This window comes from Bacillus sp. FSL K6-0993 (genome assembly GCF_037977205.1).
In the GTDB taxonomy this organism is placed as follows: domain Bacteria; phylum Bacillota; class Bacilli; order Bacillales; family Bacillaceae; genus Bacillus; species Bacillus subtilis.
Map to the genome: position 1 here is coordinate 3,128,640 of NZ_CP150275.1, position 22,608 is coordinate 3,151,247.

Annotated in this window: 12 protein-coding genes; 3 read left to right on the plus strand and 9 right to left on the minus strand. The window is 46.3% G+C overall.

Annotated features, from left to right (window positions below):
* Positions 1-154: 154 nt before the first annotated feature.
* The 7 genes from MHH79_RS16360 to MHH79_RS16390 form a co-directional block, all read right to left on the minus strand.
* Complete coding sequence (locus MHH79_RS16360; protein ID WP_340034723.1) at positions 155-886, minus strand: (S)-benzoin forming benzil reductase; 732 nt, start codon at positions 884-886, stop codon at positions 155-157.
* Positions 887-948: 62 nt separating this feature from the next.
* Positions 949-1,404 carry a type VII secretion protein EssA gene (gene essA / locus MHH79_RS16365; RefSeq protein WP_010886603.1) on the minus strand — a complete coding sequence of 152 codons (456 nt, stop codon included), beginning with the start codon at positions 1,402-1,404 and terminating at the stop codon, positions 949-951.
* Positions 1,405-1,435: 31 nt separating this feature from the next.
* Positions 1,436-4,657, minus strand: coding sequence for a type VII secretion protein EsaA (gene esaA, locus MHH79_RS16370; protein WP_063334595.1), 3,222 nt, complete (start codon positions 4,655-4,657; stop codon positions 1,436-1,438).
* On the minus strand, positions 4,654-9,141 hold the full coding sequence (gene essC / locus MHH79_RS16375; RefSeq protein ID WP_340034724.1) for a type VII secretion protein EssC: 4,488 nt from the start codon (positions 9,139-9,141) through the stop codon (positions 4,654-4,656). Before essC ends, esaA begins: the two co-directional genes overlap by 4 nt.
* A 60-nt stretch (positions 9,142-9,201) precedes the next feature.
* Positions 9,202-10,557 carry a type VII secretion protein EssB gene (essB, locus tag MHH79_RS16380; protein WP_100505769.1) on the minus strand — a complete coding sequence of 452 codons (1,356 nt, stop codon included), beginning with the start codon at positions 10,555-10,557 and terminating at the stop codon, positions 9,202-9,204.
* Between the two features lie 14 nt (positions 10,558-10,571).
* Positions 10,572-10,811 carry an ESX secretion system protein YukD gene (gene yukD, locus MHH79_RS16385; RefSeq protein WP_003228763.1) on the minus strand — a complete coding sequence of 80 codons (240 nt, stop codon included), beginning with the start codon at positions 10,809-10,811 and terminating at the stop codon, positions 10,572-10,574.
* 69 nt (positions 10,812-10,880) lie between these two features.
* The gene (locus MHH79_RS16390; protein WP_003220661.1) at positions 10,881-11,174 is read right to left on the minus strand and encodes a WXG100 family type VII secretion target; all 294 of its coding nucleotides are present in this window, start codon (positions 11,172-11,174) and stop codon (positions 10,881-10,883) included.
* Between the two features lie 519 nt (positions 11,175-11,693).
* Between MHH79_RS16390 and adeR the strand changes: the two genes are divergently transcribed.
* The 3 genes from adeR to MHH79_RS16405 all read left to right on the plus strand — a co-directional run bounded on the left by adeR (position 11,694) and on the right by MHH79_RS16405 (position 14,989).
* Positions 11,694-12,962 carry a sporulation transcriptional activator AdeR gene (gene adeR, locus MHH79_RS16395; protein ID WP_100505770.1) on the plus strand — a complete coding sequence of 423 codons (1,269 nt, stop codon included), beginning with the start codon at positions 11,694-11,696 and terminating at the stop codon, positions 12,960-12,962.
* Positions 12,963-13,063: 101 nt separating this feature from the next.
* Positions 13,064-14,200: an alanine dehydrogenase gene (gene ald, locus MHH79_RS16400; protein ID WP_014480718.1), complete on the plus strand. Its 1,137-nt coding sequence runs from the start codon at positions 13,064-13,066 to the stop codon at positions 14,198-14,200.
* Positions 14,201-14,311: 111 nt separating this feature from the next.
* Positions 14,312-14,989, plus strand: coding sequence for a YukJ family protein (locus tag MHH79_RS16405; protein WP_251217611.1), 678 nt, complete (start codon positions 14,312-14,314; stop codon positions 14,987-14,989).
* Positions 14,990-15,230: 241 nt separating this feature from the next.
* On the opposite strand, the gene MHH79_RS16410 is transcribed toward MHH79_RS16405, so the two are convergent.
* Both MHH79_RS16410 and dhbF read right to left on the minus strand, forming a co-directional pair.
* The gene (locus MHH79_RS16410) at positions 15,231-15,440 is read right to left on the minus strand and encodes an MbtH family protein (protein ID WP_029725880.1); all 210 of its coding nucleotides are present in this window, start codon (positions 15,438-15,440) and stop codon (positions 15,231-15,233) included.
* Positions 15,441-15,455: 15 nt separating this feature from the next.
* On the minus strand, positions 15,456-22,592 hold the full coding sequence (dhbF, locus tag MHH79_RS16415; RefSeq protein WP_340034725.1) for a non-ribosomal peptide synthetase DhbF: 7,137 nt from the start codon (positions 22,590-22,592) through the stop codon (positions 15,456-15,458).
* Positions 22,593-22,608: the final 16 nt, after the last annotated feature.

Below are 22,608 nucleotides of genomic sequence, written 5' to 3' on the forward strand. Positions count from 1 at the left end.
TGCAGAGAAACTCAATTCTTATGTCACATCATTTTGATCTTCTTATCATCATTGTTATACCCTAAAAGCAGCGTTTCAGTCAGTATATGCGGCTGTTCAATAAAATGCGCTGGCTGTAGCCTTTTGTATAAAAAAAGAGCAGAAAATATCTGCTCTACAAAAACTCTTTAATATCATAAATGCGGCCGTTTTCCGTCCCTTTTTCTAGTAAAGAAAGCAGCGTGCCGGCAATAAAGTCCGGACTGCGAAGGCTTCCTGTTTCATTTAATTTCCGGAATCGTTCAATGTGGTGGAAATCCTTTTTCGATGAAGAACGGATGACGGCCTGCATCTCAGTGTCCATCACTCCAGGTGAGAACGAAATCATGTTCACCGGCAGCTCTTCATCCTCCTGTTCAAATCCGAATGTCCTCGTAAACATGTCGAGCCCGGCTTTTGAACTGCAATACGCGCTCCATCCCTTATATGGATTTTTGGCGGCTCCTGAAGTAATGTTGACAACCGTCTTTTTGCCGCTGTATGAAGCAAACCGTTTTGTAAACAGCTGACTCAAAAGCACGGGCGAAGTCAGGTTCAGCTGATAATGGCGCTGAAGCTCGTCAAGAGACGCTTCGCCGGCACGTTTGATCGGCGTTACCATTCCGGCGTTATTAATAAGGGTAATACCAGAATAACGATCTGGATCGATGGATGAGAGCAATGTTTCAAATTGCTGTTCAGCTTCTTCAAGATTGATGAGGTCTATTTGATGCTGCGTTAGTTTTTTGTGAGAGACATCCGTTTTCGTTCTGGATAAGGCGTGGACTTCATGCCCCTTTTCTAAAGCCTGTAATGCAATGGCTTGACCCAGCCCTTTTGACGCTCCGGTGATGATATAAAGTTCCATTGGAAACCTCCTTTTCCGTTATTATTGTACGGCACCGCTTTTACACAACACAAGCACGCGGCCTACGCCTTCTTGTTTTCCTGCGCTGTGACTTTTGGGATGAGGAACACGATGCCTGCAATTCCGAGCAGGATCAGTACGACATAGATCATCGGCAGCAGCAATGATGATGTTTCTTGTTCATCTTCTGTTTCCGTTGATGATGTCTTTGTCATTGGTTTTTCAGCAAAAGTAATTCCAAGCTGTTTCGACTGGGCCGCAATCGTGTTGGAATCCTCGGCATTTGTTGATGTAAACAAATCTTTTATCAGCTCGGCGTCCTTGTCCTTCGGTTTATCAAAAGTGATATCCTTCTGTTCCTCAGGCAGTTCTGTTTTTTCTTCATAGTAGGTATCTTCATGTAAATAATTCGTATCGATTTCGATGTCTTTTTTCTCATACTGGTTTGGCGCGACATCTGTATTTTCTTCAGTTTGGGCAGCAGCTGCAGAGGGTATGAAAAGGGAAAAGGAGAGCATACAAATCATGATCCCCTTTTCCATGCTGCGATTACGCTTCATACGTTTCATCGCTTTCTGCTGTGTGTTCAGCCATCAGCCGGATAATCAGCGGCAGAGCCGCGGCAATCACCGTAATGATCAGCAGAACTGTTATTCCCATTGTAAACAAGTGCCCAGTACCGTACTGGATGTCGATATATACTTTCGAAACCGGATCTTCAAATGTAAAGTTCGGCATGATCAAATCAATAAGCGGTGCGACATAGAATAGAATCATTGCCGCTGAAGCAACCCAGCCAGGGATTGATCCGAATCTGAATGCCGTCCGGATGAAGGCAGAGCTTGCGACCAGCAATAGAATCGTAAACACCGACCACTTAATCGTCTGATCGTCCGGCAGTGAATAAATATTCAAACCGAACAAGCTGATCATAAGTCCGACAAGGATATTCAGAATTCCGAATAAAGCTCCTTTGACGAGAAGCGGTGCATTTTGGTAATACGAGCTGAAATAGCCGATTAACAGACTGCTGATCAACACAATGACAAGGATGACAACCGGAGGTACCGTCTGAGTTTTTTCTTCCGGAACCTCTCCGCTGATTTTAAGCGGATTCGCCAAGTAATCATATACATAGCCATTGTTTTGCCCATCTACTAATGTGTTTCCGAGTATGCCGTATACGTCATTGCGCACGAGTTTCGTGGAAGCGACATTTTTCCCCCAGTTGTTGTTTAAGGTGTCGGCTTTCGCTTGAACATCATTGACGCTTTGCTGCATGTTGGTTGTGTAATCAATGATGCCTGACTGGCGATCAGACAATGAACCCATCATGTCTGACATTTGCAGCACTTCCTGGCCGACTGTATCTTGGACACTCAGTGCCATGGTGCCAGACAGCCCATCGTTGCTGAACGTCGCAGATTCCTGTGTTGCGCCCGTTACAAGCTGTTCTGACGCTTTTGCGGCACTTTCAGAAATTTTCGTCAGTTCGTCGAGAACACCTGCTTGAGAGTCACGGATATAGCCGCTGTAGTCGTCCGCAAATTTGGTCATGCCGTCGATGAAGCTGTTAATATCTTCATCAGTTTGCATCGTGTTGTTTTTGAGAGCTTCCCAGCTGGCTGATTCTTCAGGTGAGAGAGCCAGGACTGATTTGACGTTTCCTTGCTGGCCGTCAATAGCGCCGGCTTTTGCAGCACTGTCAATCGTACCGGATAATACAGAGTCATAAACTGATAGAAATTTATAGTATCTCATTGCTTTATCTATATTTTCTTTACTTATATAGATTGCTGTGGTAAATGTGAGCTGATCTTTATTTTCAAGCTCTTGAATGGCATTATACATATCACTATAAATGCCTTCAAGATCCCGCTTCCGCTTCGCTTCGAGCTTTTTCACTTTGTCCTTCAGGTCCTCAATTTCATCATCTAGACCGTCCATTTGCTCTTTTAGTTCCTCTAACTTCTTTTTCAACTCTTTATTATGGGCAGTTTCTTTTTCTTTGAGTTCTTCTTCAATTTGCTTGATTCGCTCAGACGCTTTGCTGAGCTGTTCTTTTGCTTTGGCGATATCAGAAATGTCATCGTTTCCTGGTTGATCTTGGTCCCCAGGCTCCGTCGTATCTCCGCCGCTCCCGGTATCTCCTGAATCTCCGGTTCCGCCTTCATTTGCCAGCTTGATAAATTGAAGGGCTGAATCAGAAGATGCAGTCTGTTCGGCAGATGTGCCCGTTTCGATTTGTCCGCTGTCTGACGCACCATTAGAGGCATCGCCGTTCTGCTCCTGACCGTCTGTTCCCTTCTGCTGGTCTTGATCCTGAGTACTGCCTTCCGTTTGTCCGTCATTACGTGTATCACTGCTGTTATTGTCGTTCCCTGTGTCGCCCTGTGTATCATCAGGATTTGTACTGCCCCCGTCATCAGGTTTTTCTGGATTATCAGTGGACGGATCGTCTGGTTCAGTACCCGGGCCCTCCGGTGTTGGGTCCTCTTTTTCAGGCTCCTTCAGATTGTCTGAAATGTCTTGAATGTCAGCGGCGATATTTTTCAATTCTTCACGCTGTTTTTCCAGATCGATTTTCAGTTCTTCAGGATTTTCTTTCGGGTCTTTATCTTGATCATTGTCAGAGCCATTATCTTCCCCTGGGGTTGGATTCCCTATGAGTTCCTTACGAGCTTCGACAAGCTCAACATACAATTGTTTTAATGTTGTCTGTCTTGATGTGGCTTGATATTGATTGATCAGATCACTTTGAATCTTCGCCATCCCCATTTCTTGCAATGGCACTTGATCTTGCCTTGACTTTTCAGCGTTATCAAGAGCAAGGCTTGTCAAACCTATTTGTGTCTTCGCTTGGCTGATCCCAGTTGCCAATCCGCTCATGCGTTCGCTGAACTGATTCGCCTTTTGCTGTGCTTGGATGGCATCCAGACCTGTCCGGATTTGCTGCTGTGTTGAATCCTGGGCTGCCAAAAGCAGCTTTTTCTGATTTTCTTGATATTCCTTGTATCTTTCAACTGTATCAATGAATTCTTTCAGCGTGTTTTTAGCTTCCTCCGCTGTAGAAGCTTTTTCTTTTGTCGTGCCTTGCGCTTCATTCATTGATTTCTTCAGCTCATCGATTAAGTCTTTTTGCTGTTTGATTTCACCTGCTAAATCATTAGAGCTTGGTTTGTAAAAGTTGTACATGACATTCTGGAATTCAGATTCTTTATTGACGATCTTGTCAAATTCTCCTCTGATGTTGTCCACTTTTTGCGAAACAAAGTTCCAGTATAAGGCCGACATTTTTTTGTTCATTGTCTTTTGGGCATCCTCAAGCTCACGCTGAACTTTTTCTTTGTTAACCGCATTCAGGTTATCTTGAATGCTGAATTCGAGCGTTGCTTTTTGAGGATGGTCTTTGTCATAGCTCAAAATGTTTTTTGAGAAGTCTGAGGGAATGTAGACGATCGCATCGTATTTCTTTGAAGCGAGACCGGTCTCGGCCGCGCTTCGGTTTACGACCGTCCACGAATAATCAGGACGTTCACCCAGAACGGCCGCTACTTCCTTGCCGAACTGGGCGGATTTGTCCTCTTCATCAGACTTTACCTCATCACTCAATACGCCTGTGTCTTCATTCACCACCGCGATTTGCCGGGTGGAATTGACTGCTTTTTTCGTTGGGTCGTCTCCGATAAATCGGAAAAACAACACCGGCAGCAGCAAAATGATGATGACGGCGGATATTAACTTGATCAAGCTTTTTCGTTGTTCTGTCATCTAGCACTCTCCCTTTCAGCAGAACATAAAGGAATTTGAACTTTTTGCTCCTTCCCGTTTTCCACAACATATCCGAAGCCCGGCTGAATCTCAGGCTCCTGTCTTTGGTACGGGAGAGGAATGACATTTTGCTCAGATTTTTTCATCAGCAGAATCGCGTGGCGGATTTGCTTCATCTCAGTCGTCAAGGAGTCATAGCCTTTTGAGAATTCGCTGTGATTTCCGCCCGGGATAAAGCTGAACCCAAGATGAGCGTATGATTTCATGAAGTTAGCGAGACGGTCTTGTATTCTCGTATCAATCGTCTGCTGGAATCTCGTTATCCCGTCAATCATCAGCACCACTTGTGAGAATCGCAGATTTTGCGCGTCTCCTTGGCGGACGGCTTCTACATACATGGCCTCTCTTGTTTTGAAAATGTCTTCTGCTGTTTCAATCCACTGCTCAATATCTTCTTTCGTTTCCAAATATGAAACATCTGATTCCTTCGCATAATGAGATAAGCCGCGGTCAATCGAGTCAAACAGGCCGATCATTTCAGTTTCATCATCAATCAGATGTTCGAGCATTACTTTTAAGACGTTTGTTTTCCCGCGCTGAGTCTGGCCTAAAATCAGGCAGTGCTTATGCTTGCCTAAATCAAAATAGACTGGGCTGACTGTTTCTTCATGAAGCCCGATCGGTACAGATAAAGGCTTGCGTTCCAGCTTGAAGCGGATAGACAATTCTCTCGTAGACAAGCTCTCAGGCAGCATCGGAATCGGTGCCGGCTGCTCCATTGAAGCAAATCGCCCTTGAAGTTTCTGTACGTCTGATTTCAGCTCGTTGAACATGCCGATATCATCATCGGCATCAACAGGCAGGAACATTTGCGCGAAATAAAGCTCTTCCTTTTGAATGATGACGCGTCCCGGAATCGGCTCAAGATTGAATTTCGGACGGCCGTAAATGGAATATCCTTCTGATTGATCCATGAGATAATGGACAACCTTTGTTTTCAAGTTATTTAACAATGACTGGCGGACAGCATTCACCCTCGTTGCTGTCAGCATAAAGTAGATACCCAAGCTTTGTCCGTCTCTGGAAAGCTGGACAAATTCCGATTCAAGCTCATGCATCTCATCCTTGACAATGTCAAAGTTGTCAATGGTGATAAAAATGAACGGAAGCTCTTCTTCGCTCAGCGCATTGTACATTTTGATGTGGCTGATTTCTTTTTCCCGGAACAAACGTTTACGGCGGTCAATTTCTTCTTTGATGCGAATCATGAACTTTTCAATTTTTCTTGACTGGTCCATCAGGAAGTAATCCGCGGTATGCGGGAGCTTCGCTAATGGCAGCAGCGTTCCGTTTCCGAAATCAAAGATATAGACATGAAGCTCTTCAGGTGTGTATACGTCCGCAAAGCTCATCAGGAACGTTGCGGCTGTAATCGATTTTCCGTAGCCCGAAGAGCCGAAGATGCCGATATTTCCATCTTCCATCATCTTATAAGCAATTGGCGCCTGTCTTTGCAGATCAGGTTCATCGACATACGCAAAGTGGAAATGGTCTTTTTCGTCTGAAGGGAAAAGAGTGCGCGGAATACGTTCCGCAAGCGGCGGCAGCCAAGGGCTTGGCAGCTTCTCGATTCCCATTTCATCTTGGATGCGTTCAATTTCGTCAACTACAGCTTCGATTTCGGTTTGAACGTCTTTTTTCGCGTTATCTTCGGTATCAACCTCAGAAAGCGGGATCAGACCCGTATCTGTAACAATCGCGATTTCATCCTCGGTACCGTAGACTTCCTCTAAGTAAGGCGCCCCGCTCCATGCAGATTGGAACAGCTCATACACTTCATTGTTTCCGACCTGCAAATAGCCGCGGCCTGTTACGGTAATGTTTGCGGCATCGCTGTTTTTCAAAATTTCTTTACTGTCGGTGGCATCCTGGACCTTGAGCGCTACTTTAAAGCGCGAGTTACTCCAGATCTGGTCGTCGATGATGCCGCCTGGCTTCTGTGTCGCCAAAATCAAATGAACGCCGAGGCTTCGTCCGATACGCGCGGCACTGACAAGCTCCCTGATAAAATCAGGCTCCTCGCTTTTCAGCTCGGCAAACTCATCAGAAATTAAGAACAAGTGAGGCATCGCCACTTCTGCTTTCCCCTGCTTGTACAGCTTTGTATAGTCATTGATGTGATTGACTTGATACTGGTCAAACAGGCGCTGCCTTTTTTTCAGCTCGCTTTTAATGGAAGCAAGCGCACGCATACTGAAGTTTTTGCTTCCTTCAATATTTGTGATCGTGCCGAGGAGGTGGGGAATGTTGCGGAACGGCTGCGCCATTCCTCCGCCTTTATAGTCAATTAATAAGAAAGCCGCTTCGTGCGGATGAAAATGCACGGCAAGTGACAAGATGTAAGTCTGGAGAAATTCACTTTTCCCTGATCCCGTTGTCCCCGCAAGCAAGCCGTGCGGACCGTGTGCTTTTTCGTGAAGGTTCAGATACACAATGTCATCTTTCCCTTTATAGCCGATCGGCACTGACAGCGACTTCGACGATTCACTTGTCAGCCACCTTTGCTGAATGTCGATTTCTTTTACTTCCTTTGCATGAAAAAGCTCCAGGAACGATACCGTTTCCGGAATGGAATTCGTAATGCCGACCTGGTGGTTCAGCGTCCGCAGCGTGCGTGAGAACCGTTCGTTGTCCTCACGCTGATGATGATCGAGACGGAACGGAATTCTTACCGCTTTTTTCTTTTGTATTAAAATGTCGCCTTCATGCTCATTGATGTAGCGGACAAGAGTTGTAATGTTTTCCGACAAGCTTTCCTTTGTTTCCGCTGCGACAATTGTCGAGATGCCCAGATGCTCATGCTGTCCTTCTAAATATTCGAGAATGACATGCTCAGAGATCAGCTGCTGATTCGTGATGACAAATACAAAATGCGGTTTGAACTGCAGTTTTTCTTTGTCATCTTCGAGATCACGCTCTCTGATCAATTCGTAAAGTGAAGACAGGAGCTGATCTCGCGTTTGCTCATTATAAATAAATCCTTTTGCATAAATATGGGGCATTTGAAATTGCGGAAGCCACTTCATCCACTCCCAGTCTTTATACTCTTCTTCATGAAAAATAAATACAAAACGCAAATCGTGATAGCTGTTAAAGAACGAAAGCTGTCCGATCAACTGGTGAATCTCATTTTTCACAATTTGCGATTTACCGACAAGCCCCATCGGACCTTCTGCCAAATCGACCGTCACCGGCGCATTGCGGATATCTTTATAGACGCGCTGCATGTGCTGCGATTTCTCCATGAGGTCATCGATATCACGATTCGCCAAGTCTCCGCCGCTCATATTGATTTCATAGCTTGAAGGGACTGTTCCCGTCCCAAGCCGCAGCTGGAGATAATCCTTGCTTTCAAGTGATTTTTCCCAGATCCGGTCACTGATTTCACTTGTTAAGTATTTCATTTGTTCAAATGAAGGAAAGTGAAATTCAAGAACCTGCTTTTGCTTTTCAGCAAGTGCCTGAAGCTCTTTCCGCTTATTGTCTAAGTAAAGCTTATATACACGCTCCCGTTTTTCCTCGCGTTTTTTCCGCTGGTTTTTATCCCGGAAATATTGCACTGTCGAGGTAATGAGAGTCATCATAAACATCGCCAAAGAAACGAGTATAAATATACCGCGCGGCTGGATGATGGCAACTACGCCCATCACGATCAGCATCACAAGCGGAGGCAGGATGACGAGCCACAGCCCTCTGTTGGTTTGATCGCTCTCCTGAGAGGGGAAACTGAAAGAAACGCGGTCATCCGGCAGATCGTATACCATCCGCGGCGTTCTTCTGTACTGCGGATATTTTTTCTGCATCTCTGTACTCGGTTTGACCGTTTCTGTTAACGCTGTTTCAAAATGGGCATAATGAACAATTTCTAAAAGGTCTTGTTCCGTCACCCTCATTTGCGTGAAGTTCCAGAATATTTCATCCCCCGGCTTGAGCGGCGTATTGGCGTTGATTTTCTCTCCGTTCAAGAAGATCGTTCCGCTTTCAGGGCGGACCGACCAGCTGCCGCCTGCACGAAGCAAAGAAAACGTGCTTTGTTCTGCAAATGCAAAATCTTGCGGATTCAGATAAATATCTGCATTCGTTTTTTCTGAGGAACATACAATTTCATCCCGATTTCCCGTAAAATAAACGGATTTCTCAGGTTCACTGCCTGTCAATATCAAGCGTATATCCTGCTGATCCGTTTGGAGAGTAAATGATATATCCGTTTCAATCGTGCCGAGACAATCATTTCCCAGGAAAACTTCGTATTGGCCGCCGGATTCCTTTCTTTTAAGAGAAATCACTCCGCTATTAAATGGAATGGAGCTGATCGTAACAGAATCCTTCACATCAGGCCCTATGGTCACCGGATGAGACGACGGGAGGTTAGACAGATTTAATTTTTGAACGTTATTTTGGTAAAAAACCCATAATAGACTCAAATGGCGAACCCCCTTACGGCCGAATGGCAGCATGCGATGACCTGTGCTTCATGTCTCACGTTATTTGTCATCTTTTTTCTCATCTTTCTTTTCTGTTTCTTTTTTCTCGTCTTCTTTTTTCTTCTGTTCTTCTTTTTTCGCTTTTTCCTCGGCTGCGGCTTTTTCTTCTGCCGCTTTCTCTTCTGCTTGTTTTTCTTCGTCTGTTTGTGTCTGTTCTTCGCTTGTATCGACTAACGATGTTTCAGAATTAGACTGTTTATTTTCTTGACGTTCTTTTTGGGCTTTTTCAAGCTCACTATTTACTGAGTCAAGTTCTTTTTGTATGTCTTCATCATTTGTATCCTCAGATAAAAGCTGCTGTTTATATTTAGCTAGGGCAAAGTAAATATAATCATTGTATTCAAGCTTACGGCCGATACTGATCGCTTCTTTGTATTCTCCTCGACCATAATCAATCCAATACAAGAAATGCTGAGGGTCTGATTGAAGGGTGACTAAGTTATTTTCTATATTTTTGGTTTTTGCACTCCCCAGGTTTTCGACCTCAACATAGGACGTCGCCAGCTGATACTGCACCGATTCAGGCAGGCTTTCCGCATCATACTTGGACAGTGTGCTGATGACTTCACTGTACTGCTTGTTTAAGAACGCACGGTTGCTGTCCACTATCGCCTGGTGCTTTGGCTGCGCGAAAAATAAGGCGTACATCGAATAAATAAGTGCCGGTACAAGCAAAACAATGAGCCCCAGGCCGATATATCGCTGGATGTTCCACTTCTTTCTCGGGATATGTATGTATGTTTTTGCTTTGGCTTCAAGCTCATCAATATGGGTTTGAATCAGCTCGAGTAAATCATCATAGGATTCCGCATCTAATATCGCCTTTGCCTCTGCGGAGAACGTCAGCGTTTCATTGAATTTCAGGTAGTCTTCAAACGCAAAAGCGCCGTCAACTGCCAAAGCCGCTGCCGCTTTCAGCTCCTGCCATACTCTTTCCTCATCACGCTCGTAAGGAGGAATGCTTTCTTTTACTCCATAATGGAGAAAATAAGGCGTAAGCCCTTTATCGAATACAATGTTTTCAGGAGCGACAATCAAATTCAGCCTCGACAGATTGTGCTGCTGTACGGCTTGAACAAGCTGATAGGCAAACTGCCATTTACTTTTTTTATCCTTAGCTTTCATGAAGCGGAATGCTTTATAGGAGGAGGGAGGTTGGATTGTGATGATTACTTCATCATCCGTCACATCGATTTCTTTATAAAAAAATGGATTTATATCTTTGATCACGTTAGCTTCAAGACCGTCGAGAAGCTTTATTTTTTCCCGTTGAAAGGTAAATGTATAGCCGGCATCTGTTTTCTCGGCAACAGCTTCTAATTGGTTTTCTAAATATGATTTTTGTTTACCTGACATTCAACCAGATCCTTTCATAATATTTCAAGCCGGTCTCCGTTTGTAATGCCGCAATCAGACAGCTTGCATTCTCCGGAAAACACCTTATCCTTGTTCACCACTCTGATCCAGTGCCCTTCGCGCGGAGGCATAGATACGCTTTGGGCCTGCCAAGCAATATCAATTACTTTTTTCACCGGGTGGTAATCTGACAATCTGAGATCAAAGACACTGCCGTTATAATGTTTCAAATCTATTGTAATATCAATATACATTTAGGATCACCCTTACATAGAAAGAGCGCCGTCTTCTTTTGAATCAGGCGCTCCTTCCCTTTCATACTGTTATCCGCGGATTTGATTTGCGATGTCTTGGTCAGTAGACTCAAGTGTATTTGCTGTTTGATCAAGCTGCTGATTCACATCTTGAAGCAAATCTGACATTTTGATAAATGAAGGTTTGAGCTGCTCGTATTGATCTGCGAACGCTTCGCTTGAAGCACCTTCCCACATGCTTTTCAAATCAGAGATCATTCGGTTTAAACGATCAACCTGATTTAATACTTCTTGGCTTTCAACGCCATATTGCTTCGCCATCGCTCTTAGCTCTTCGGGTGTGACACGAATTAATCCTGCCATATTCCTCATTACCTCCTGTGCCATCAGCCTAAATATGGGCTAATTCACTTATTTTTAGAACGTCATTATTATAAAAACAGTTTTTCGGCATAGTCAAACAAATATGTTTTAATTTTACAAAATGAGTCCAATGGTTTACCCCGAATCACTTAAAAATGACATATAATGTAAAGTAAATAGGTTTATTTTCTTAATCTTCTCTTCATTCTCCGAATAATCCAAAAGACCCAAATAACTCCCCAACTCCCAAAAAAAACCTTTCAGAAAATTTGATGCTACAGCACCATTTCTGAAAGGTTCAATTTTTTCTTTCCTTAATTAGTCTCGCCTCCGATGACTTTCTTAGAAGATTAATAGGATAAGCTGTCGTAATATATGAGGCATACAACTGTCATGCAAAGAGGCGATTACACCGCCAAATGTATAGAACGTTTCTCTCATGAAATTGTTTTTTTGCTTCTGTTCTTTGTTGTTGATTTTCACAAACAATAACAATCATAATAAAAGGAAGGGGATGAGATGTCAAAGAGAAATCAAGCACGAAAAGTAGGGAGATTTATGACCATGCCGAATGATCCGTTTAAATATAGTTTTGACAGACTTGAAGATGTGGCTGATCATATCAGCGACGTTCTGCGGTGCCCGATCACCATAGAGGATGTTAACCACAAGCTGCTTGCCTACAGTACACACAGCGACTGCACAGACCCTGCCCGGACGTCTACCATTATTGGCAGAAGGGTACCGGAGAAGGTGATTAACAAGTTGTGGAAAGACGGGACAATTCCAGCTCTCTTAAAAACGGACCAGCCGATCAGAGTCAAGCAAATTGATGAAGTCGGGCTGAGCAATCGCGTCGCTATTTCGATTTGGAAAAACAAGCAAGTGCTTGGCTTCATATGGGCGCTTGAGATCCAAAAAACATTGTCCGATGAAGATCTGCTGACATTGCAAATGGCAGCAAAAGCAGTGAGAAATAAGCTTCTCAAACTTCAAATCAGAAAAACGAAAAATGAAGAACGCAGCCAAGAATTTTTCTGGAAAATGCTGACCGGACACATCCATCAGGAGGATGATATGGCGGATGGGTTCCATAAGCTTGGAATGGCCGCTCCTTCAGAGTTTTCCGTTATAATCATCCGCATAAATGGCGAGCTGACTGAAAAAATCGAACAGCAGCTGCAATATTTACAGGAAACGACCCAGCAGGTTTACGTGCTGCTGGCGACCGTAGATTCCAATGAACTTATTATATTAACCTCACCCAAAACAGATCATCCTTTTCAAGATTTAAAACAGTTTGCTTTCAGTACGCAAAAACAGCTGAAGGAGCGGTATAAAATAGAAGACGTTTCTATCGCTTTTGGCGGAATATACAACTCTATTTCTTTTGTCTCCCGCTCCTATCAGGAAGCATTGTCCGTCTTAAAAACGAAGGAACGTTTCGCTGAAGAGACCAAACATCTTTTCAGCTTTTCCGAGTTAGGCATTTATCAATACTTAGATGTCTTAAATGAAAAACGGAAACAGGCGGGCCATTATAATTACTCGCTTTCCAAGCTGGAACAATATGACCGGGATCACCAGTCAAATATGGTAGAAACACTAGAGCGCTTTATTGAAGCAGACAGCAACGTGAATACCGCTTCTAAGCTGTTAAATATACACGTTAATACGTTGAATTACCGCCTTAAGCGGATCAGCCAGATCGCTGAAATTGATTTGAAAAATGTGAATCAAAAATTCACCATCTATTTAGATATCAAACTTCGGCACATGGATTTGTGAAATTTCACAAATCCATGTTTTTTTATTTTCTTAATCAAACAAAGAATTTTCCAAAATATCAAGCTACACTAAAAATATCACAGATACAGGAGGAGACAGATATGATCATAGGGGTTCCTAAAGAGATAAAAAACAATGAAAACCGTGTCGCATTAACACCCGGGGGCGTTTCTCAGCTCATTTCAAACGGCCACCGGGTGCTGGTTGAGACAGGCGCGGGCCTTGGAAGCGGATTTGAAAATGAAGCCTATGAGTCAGCAGGAGCGGAAATCATTGCTGATCCGAAACAGGTCTGGGACGCCGAAATGGTCATGAAGGTAAAAGAACCGCTGCCGGAAGAATATGTTTATTTCCGCAAAGGACTTGTGCTGTTTACGTACCTTCATTTAGCAGCTGAGCCTGAGCTTGCACAGGCCTTGAAGGATAAAGGAGTAACTGCCATCGCATATGAAACGGTCAGTGAAGGCCGGACATTGCCTCTTCTGACGCCAATGTCAGAGGTTGCGGGCAGAATGGCAGCGCAAATCGGCGCTCAATTCTTAGAAAAGCCTAAAGGCGGAAAAGGCATTCTGCTTGCCGGAGTGCCGGGCGTTTCTCGCGGAAAAGTAACGATTATCGGCGGCGGCGTTGTCGGGACAAACGCGGCGAAAATGGCTGTCGGCCTCGGTGCAGATGTGACGATCATTGACTTAAACGCAGACCGCTTGCGCCAGCTTGATGACATCTTCGGCCATCAGATTAAAACGTTAATTTCTAATCCGGTCAATATTGCTGATGCTGTGGCTGAAGCGGATCTCCTCATTTGCGCGGTATTAATTCCGGGTGCTAAAGCTCCGACTCTTGTCACTGAGGAAATGGTAAAACAAATGAAACCTGGTTCAGTTATTGTTGATGTAGCGATCGACCAAGGCGGCATCGTCGAAACTGTCGACCATATCACAACACATGATCAGCCAACATATGAAAAACACGGGGTTGTGCATTATGCTGTAGCGAACATGCCGGGCGCAGTCCCTCGTACGTCAACAATCGCCCTGACTAATGTTACTGTTCCATACGCGCTGCAAATCGCGAACAAAGGGGCAGTAAAAGCGCTCGCAGACAATGCGGCACTGAGAGCGGGTTTAAACACCGCAAACGGACACGTGACCTATGAAGCTGTAGCAAGAGATCTAGGCTATGAGTATGTTCCTGCCGAGAAAGCTTTACAGGATGAATCATCTGTGGCGGGTGCTTAATTCACAATGAGCTTGCAGAAAGATTTCTGCAGGCTTTTTTATTTTTTAAAAGGAAAAAAGAGACCATTTCACGAATTATGACTATGAAGTTGATCATAAAGGAGGATTCATATGGCTGTTCAGCAATATGGCGTGTTAAAAGGCATAGTCTTAGACATGAAGCGGGAAACAGATGATGACAGTCCTCATTTCCAAGTCAAAATGCTCGGTGAAGAGAATACGTATTACAGGTGCGCCATCAATGTGATGTCCAGTTCTGAGGAATCTGAAGTTTTGTATTTGGCTGACGATCAGTTTGATTCGGGCTCAATTGCCATCCTTCCGAACATGCCGTATGGATATACAAGGATCAATGAAGCAAACCGTGAAGTGGCACTGGATTATGTGCGGGGCAATTTGTTTGACCCGCGGGAAATGAAGCCTTTGCCTCATGAAATCACGGGACCTGATAATGATTTAAATGATTTTATTGAAACCTATATGAAGAAAGCACAAGATGAGAAAGCGCCGGTTTATATATTCGGTTCAAAATTCGGACCTGAACAGGCTGCAGATAAAATATTCGGCTTTACCCCGACCAACGGAATGCACAATATCCATATGAATCAAGGGAATGCAATGGATACCCGCTGGAAAAAAGACAACGGCTCTTGGCATGACGGGGGTATTCTGATTCAGTTTGCAGATCAGTGGGCCGCTGTGTTTTTAGCGTTTTTATCCCAATCTTGGTGTACCGATGAAAACGGAAACCCGGTCAGGGATTGTGATCATACCCAAACGTCTGCGTAAGATAGAAAAAGAGACTGCAGCGAGCAGTCTCTTCGGAAGATTGTTGACAAAATCCTAAAGCGTTTTTAGGATTTTGTCATGTTTTCAGCGTGATTGAAAACCCTTGAACTCTAGGAAAGATGAGCATTGGAGCGGAGCGAATGTTCTAATTCGTGAGCACCAACGCGCAGACTTGACAACGAATGCGAGGTTTTATCGACACGCTGAAGAGACTGCGGCTAGCAGTCTCTTTTTGATACGATTACACATTTTCAACAGTCTTTAGGCTGTTTGGCCTCATATCACTCCAATGCGATTGGATATAGTCCAAACAAGCTTCACGCCCTTTTTCCTCATGAACGACTGTCCAGCCGCTCGGCACATCTATAAAACCGGGCCATAGGGAATATTGGCCTTCTTCATTGACCAGCACCAAATATGTGCCATCCGCATTTTCAAAAGGATTTGCCATTCTATTTCTCCTCCCTTATTTATTCAACTCTTCCAATTTGACAGCGAGAACCTTGCCGATTTGAGCCAGAGGTTCCGGCTGACATAAATCTTTATGACGGCAGTCGATGTCGATTTGTTCAATCTGTCCGTTAATATAAGGCTTCCACGAGTCAGGTTCAATCGGATCAAACCATTCAGGAATGATTGTTGATCTGAAAAACAAAACATTTCCACGGAAGGTTTTCGGCTTATAGGAGCCTAAAATGCCGACAGAATTGACATACGTATTCTTCAAATTTAAAATGACCGTTTCATCCAAGCTCGCAAGCGCACTGCCGTCTCGGCGAAGAATCTCAATCGCCGCTTCAAAATCTAGCGGTTTGTCCCCTAAGCTGTCTGGATCGTACCCGCCTAACGCCAGAAGGGCAATAAGCGCTTCCTCATCATCCGGTGCCTCTTTTATAGGAAGGAAGTGGTTCGGATAGGCATCCAGCATCACCAATAGGGAAACTTCTTCTCCTTGATTTTGCAGCTGGGTGGCCATCGCTTGAACGACATTCCCGCCCAGGGACCAGCCCAGCAGATGGTACGGGCCTTTTGGCTGGACCGTTCGGATTTGTTTAATGTAATCGGCAGCCATGTCATCAAGTGTTTTCGGAAGCTCCTCACGCTGCCCGATTCCCCGTGCCTGCAAGCCATAGATCGGATAATCCGTTCCTATATTCGTCATCAAACCGGCATAACACCAGCTGAGACCCCCTGCCGGATGAACACAGAATAAAGGAGGCTTGTCTCCGCTTGTTCGGAGCGGCAGCAGAACGTCAAGAGCGCTTTGGCTTGATCCCATTTCAAGTCTTTCAGCGAGCCCGGCTACAGTAGGTGCTTCGAACAAGTTGCCGATGCTGAGTTCAACGCCGAGCGCTTCACGAATGCGGCTCATGAGCTGTACAGCAAGCAAGGAATGTCCGCCTAAATCAAAGAAACGGTCATCAATGCCGACACGCGGCAAGTGAAGCACCTCCATAAAGAGGTCACAGAGAATTTCTTCCTGCGGCGTTCTCGGTCCTCGTCCTGTCACTGCCGCTGCGAAATCCGGAGCGGGCAGTGCTTTACGATCAAGCTTTCCATTCGGTGTCAGCGGCAATTCTTTCATCGTCACAAAGGCAGCAGGCACCATGTAATCCGGCAGTCTCTCCGCAGCATATTTGCGCAGTTCCGCCGTATCAAATGTTTCTTCCGAAGGGATGACATAAGCTGCCAACCGTTTATCTCCCGGCTGATCCTCACGAACCATCACTGCCGCATCTTCAAGCTGCGGATGCTGAACGAGTGCGGCTTCAATTTCTCCTAATTCAATCCGGAATCCCCGAATTTTCACTTGATGGTCTGCACGGCCGACATAGTCGAGAGAACCGTCAGCGCGGAGGCGGGCCACATCCCCAGTGCGGTACATCCGGGTGCCTGGAGGACCGAACGGATCAGCTATGAAGCGTTCAGATGTTAAACCAGGCCGGCCTAGATAACCTCGTGCTAACCCCGCTCCTGATACATACAGCTCTCCGGCAACACCCGGTGGGACCGGCTGCAGGCGTTCATCCAGCACGTATACACCAAGATCGGGAATGCCGCAGCCGATCAAGCTGTTTGCCCGTAAAGCTGCCATGCTTCGGTCTAATTCGATATAGCTCACATGCACCGTCGTTTCTGTAATACCATACATATTGATAAGCTGCGGTCTATTTTCAGGGTGGCGGTTGTACCAATCCTCTAAACGGCTGAGTTCAAGCGCTTCTCCGCCAAAAATGACATAGCGCAGACTGAGTGCCTGTCCGAGATCCGGCTGTTCCCGTTCCGCCTGCATAAACTGATAGAAAGCAGATGGTGTCTGGTTCAGAACGGTCACACCCTCTTTGACAAGCATGCGCAGAAACGCTTCTGGCGATCTGCTGACGTGGTGAGGCACGATTACAAGACGTCCGCCATGCAGCAGAGGACCCCAGATCTCCCACACCGAAAAATCAAACGCATAGGAATGGAACATGGTCCAGATATCGTCTGAGCTGAAACGGAACCAGTGCTCGGTCGCTGCAAATAAACGTGTTACATTTTGGTGAGGAATCATCACACCTTTTGGAACACCAGTTGAGCCGGATGTATAAATGACATATGCCGTATTCAAAGGCGAAAGCGGCTGAGTCCTATCCTTATTTTTTGGATTCTCTGCAGGGTACGTGTTTAGTTTCTCTGCCAGCTCGGGATCATCCAGCACGATTTTCGGCACGTTTTCAACTGGCGGAATGTGATTTGCAGCTTTAGTGTTCGTCATGATAAACGCAGGCTGTGCATCTTTTAGCATAAAAGCAATTCGATCAGCCGGATAATCCGGATCAAGAGGGAGATAAGCTGCCCCGGCTTTTAGCACCGCCAATAGGCCGACAGCCATTTCCAACGATCGGGGCAGTGCCAATGCCACAAATTGCTCCGGCCCGACACCTTCACTAATCAGCATTCGGGCAAGCCGGTTTGCTCTTTCATTCAGCTCTGCATAGCTCAGTGCCTGATCTTCATATACAACGGCAATAGCATCAGGACGTAAAGCAGCCTGCTTCTCAAACTGCTCTGGCAAACTTGCGTGCGGAATCTTTTCAGATACACTTTGCCAATCTGTCACCATGCTGCTGCGTTCCTCTGGCGCAAGAATATCCAGATTTCCGATTTGCTCGTTAGGATCAGACTCGGCAGCCTCCAACAGGCGCATCAATCGGTCAGCAAGAGCCTGAGCAGTTTCCCGCTTGAAAAGATCAGTGCTGTATTCAAGCAGTCCTTCCATTCCGTTTGGTGTCCCGTCAGCAAGGCGATCTTCACTGATTTCCAGCGTCAAATCAAACTTGGCAGAACCGACACTGTTGATTCGCAGGCTGCTCTCCATATCAGGAAGATGCAGTTCAGCGTCCGGTGTGTTTTGGAACGCAAGCATGATTTGGAATAAAGGATGCGTCGCACGCGAACGAGCCGGATTGAGTACCTCTACTAGTCTCTCAAACGGCAGATCCTGATTGTCATAGGCGGCCAGATTCACTTCCCGTACTCTGTCTAGAAGCTCGCGAAAGCTTGGGTCACCGGACGTATCAGTTCTGAGCACCAATGTATTAATGAACAGCCCTACAAGATCGCCCAGCGCATCATCATTCCGTCCCGCGATCGGACTGCCGATCGGAATGTCGGTGCCCGCCCCGAGCCTTGTCAATAAAGCGGCGAGACCGGATTGAAGCACCATAAACAGGCTCACCCTATTTGCGCGAGCTAGCTCCTGCAATCGCTTGTGAAGCTCGGGCTCAATACGAAAATGAATCGTATCTCCATCATGACTCGGCTCAGCCGGACGTGAATAATCGGTTGGCAGTTCAAGCTGATCAGGCAGGTTTTTCAAGGTTTCTTTCCAGAAAGCAAGCTGTCCGGCAATCAAGCTATTTGGATCATCCTCGTTTCCAAGCAGTTCTTGCTGCCAAAGCGCATAGTCTGCATACTGCACAGCAAGAGGCGCCCATTCGGGAGATCGTCCGTGGCAGCGAGCTGCATAAGCCGTCCCAAGGTCTCGGGTCAGCGGTGTTAAGGACCAGCCGTCCCCGACAATATGATGGACGAGAAGAAGCAGCACATACTCGTCAGGACCGATCACAAAAAGCTCGGCACGAAAAGCAGGTTCAGCTGCAAGATCAAAGCTGTAGCGTACAGCTTCGGCAAGCCGATCAGAAAGCTCCTTCTCAGCAATTTCAGTAACATGTAACTCAGGATGGGCTTGATCGACATCTAAAATATGCTGATAGGATGTCCCCTGTGATTCAGGGAAGATCGTCCGAAGGCTTTCATGACGGCAGACGAGGTCATAAAGTGCCGCTTTCAGCAATCCTTGATCCAACTCACCCGACAAACGGACAGCAACCGGAATATTATAAGTAGGACTCGGTCCTTCCAGACAATGCAGGAACCATAGCCGGCGCTGGGCAAATGATAGCGGGATCTTTTCAGGCCGCTCAGCTCTCTGCAAAGCGGGACGTGCACTCTGCGCCAGATCAAGATGGGCAGCGAGTCCGGCTACTGTCGGTTCGTCAAAGAGCTTGGCGATACCAAGTTCGGCTCCCATTACCTCGCGAACGCGGCTCATCAGACGGGCTGCAAGAAGAGAATGGCCCCCAAGCTCGAAGAAACTGTCATCGATACCGACGCGTGCCAAACCGAGAACCTCTGCAAACAAGTCACACAATATCTCTTCCTGAGGAGTCCGCGGGGCCCGATCACTGACAGATGTGCTGAAGTCTGGTGCCGGCAGTGCTTTCCGGTCAAGCTTGCCATTAGGTGTTAACGGCAGCTCGTCCATCTCCACAAACGCCGCCGGTACCATATAATCAGGAAGACCAGCCCCCATATAACGACGAAGCTCTGCAGTATCAATAGCAGCATCAGCGACTACATAAGCCGCCAATCGTTTGTCTCCCGGCTGATCTTCCCGTACAACAACCGCGGCCTGTTCAATGTGCGGATGATTGGCAAGCACGGCATCAATTTCTCCAAGTTCAATTCGGAATCCGCGAATTTTGATTTGATGATCCGCCCGCCCGATATAATCCAAAGACCCATCGGCGCGCCAGCGGGCCTGGTCTCCGGTCCGATACATCCGAGTTCCCGGCGGTCCGTATGGATCTGCAACGAAGCGCTCCGCCGTTAAATCAGGGCGATGGAAATAACCTCTGGCCAAGCCGGTGCCTGCAATATAAAGCTCTCCGACAACTCCCGGCGGCACCGGCTGCAATCCATTATCAAGCACATACACCTGCGTGTTCCAAATCGGTTTCCCAATCGGAGGAACGCCCTTCAGCCCTTCTTCAAGAAAAGCTGCTGCAGACCAAATCGTTGTTTCAGTGGGACCGTATAAGTTCGTGACTGAACAATGAAGGTCTTGAAGCGCCTGCAAAAGACCGCTCGGCAGCGCCTCGCCTCCTACAAGCACTCTAAGCCCCCGAAGTTTCTCAGGTTCACTCGTTACCAAAGCGTGCCACAGTGTCGGTGTCGCCTGCATGATGTTAATATCGAAATTTTCAATCATTTGACCTAATACCTGCGGCTCACGGATCGTTTCTTTCTTTGCGATCACGATTTGCGCTCCGCTAATCAGCGGAAGATATAACTCCAATGCTGAAATATCAAAAGCGACAGTCGTCACAGCCAACAGCCTGTCTTCTTCTCCTAGAGAAAATGCCTCCTGCATGGACAGCAGAAAATTGCTTAAGCTTTTCTGTGTCACAACGACTCCCTTCGGTCTTCCTGTTGATCCTGAGGTATAGATGATATACGCAGGATGGTCAAGAGAAACCGATACATCCGGATTTTCCGGCGAATAGCGTTTTATAATCTCCTGTGTAACAGCCTGATCAAGCACAAGCTCCGGTACAGCCAGGTTATCAGGCAGACTGGCTGCTATTTCCTCAGTCGTTATGATGCATGAAGGTTTCGCATCCTCCAGCATGTAAGAAATACGGTCGGCTGGAAACTCCGGATCAAGGGGGAGATACGCCGCACCAGCCTTGAGCACACCAAGCATTGAGGCCACCATCTCAGGGGAACGCGGCAGCGCCAAAGCGACAAATTGCTCCGGACCAATCCCTTTTTCGATCAACAGACGCGCGAGGCGGTTTGCCTCTTCATTGAGCTTATGATAGTTGACTTGAATGTCATCACACATGAGAGCGATACGTTCTGGCGTAAGAACTGCCTGCTTTTCGAACATGTCCTGAAGGCTGACCAGCTTCTCGGATTTTGCCGTCTCATTCCATTTAGAAATGACTTTTTCTTTCTCCTCTGGCAACAGAAGCTCCATGTGCCCAATCAGCATGTCCTCTCCGGCAGAAGCCGTTTGCAGCAGCTGCAGGATACGCCGCTGATGAAGCTTAATATCAGACTCACTGTATACCTCGGGATTCGCATCAACATCAATTCGCAGCCCGCTGCCGTCTGTTCTGTCATATACATTGATTGATAGATCATCAACAGGACCGGCTGAAAGATTATGCGTTGTGCCCCGGGCGCCGGCAAAGTCGAGACCGTAATCAAACGGCATAAGATTGATTTGAGGGCCAAATAATCGATGATTTTCTCCTATCAATTTCAGATCGCGCCGAAGCTCTTCATGGCGATACTTATGATGTCGCCGAATACTGCGGATTTCCCGGGAAATTTGCTGAATCAGTTCAGAAAAGCTCATCGAAGAGCTTACCGTCAGCCGGAGCGGGAGAAGGTTCATCACCATAGCCGGTACATTCAGTGATGCAGACCCTATCCGACCCATCATGGGCAGGCCGAGCACAACATCCTCAGAGCCGGTCATACGGTGCACATAAACAGCTGACACCGCAATCATGACTTCATGCCAGCTTCCTGAGAAATAGCGCGCCGCTTCTTTTAACGCGTTTACATCAGACGGAGGCAGATATGCCGTATGACGAAGAAAACTGTTAGATGTTCTTGGCGCCCGATCAGCCAAGCTCACAACTTCAGGTGCATCTGCAAAACGGTCCAGCCAGAATTGACGATCCTTCTCATACTGCTCTGATCCGCGATAATCTGTATCCTCCTCCAAAATGGCCTGGAGAGACCTAAAGGAACGGCCTTTAGCTGTTTGTCCTTTTATAAGCGCAGTATATGTACTTGCCACACGCTGGGCTATCAGGGAAAAACCGAAGCCGTCGATCGCTATATGGTGAATGCGCTGATACCAAAAGAAACGATCAGGCCCGGCAATAAACAGAGCTTCATTAAACAAAGGGTCATGCCCTAAATCAACCGGCTTTGCTAAATCAGCTTTCATCCAGTTTAATGCTGTTTTTTCCGGATCAGGCACAGAGCTGACGTCAATGACGTGCAGCTGTACATCCGGAGACGGGTTTATCATCTGCCAAGGCCCGTCCATATTTTCACCGAAGCGGACATGCAGCGATTCCGCTTCCTTGATCACGTGCCGCAAAGCTTCTTCAAAAAGAGCAATATTGATTGGGCCATTGATTTCTATATATTCCGCAGTATTGTAAATTGGATTGTCCGGATCAAGCTGCTGAGCAAACCATATGCCAGTTTGCGCCCCGGTCAAAGAATATTGAAGATCTTTTGTATCAGGCATCCGTTTGTTTACCCTC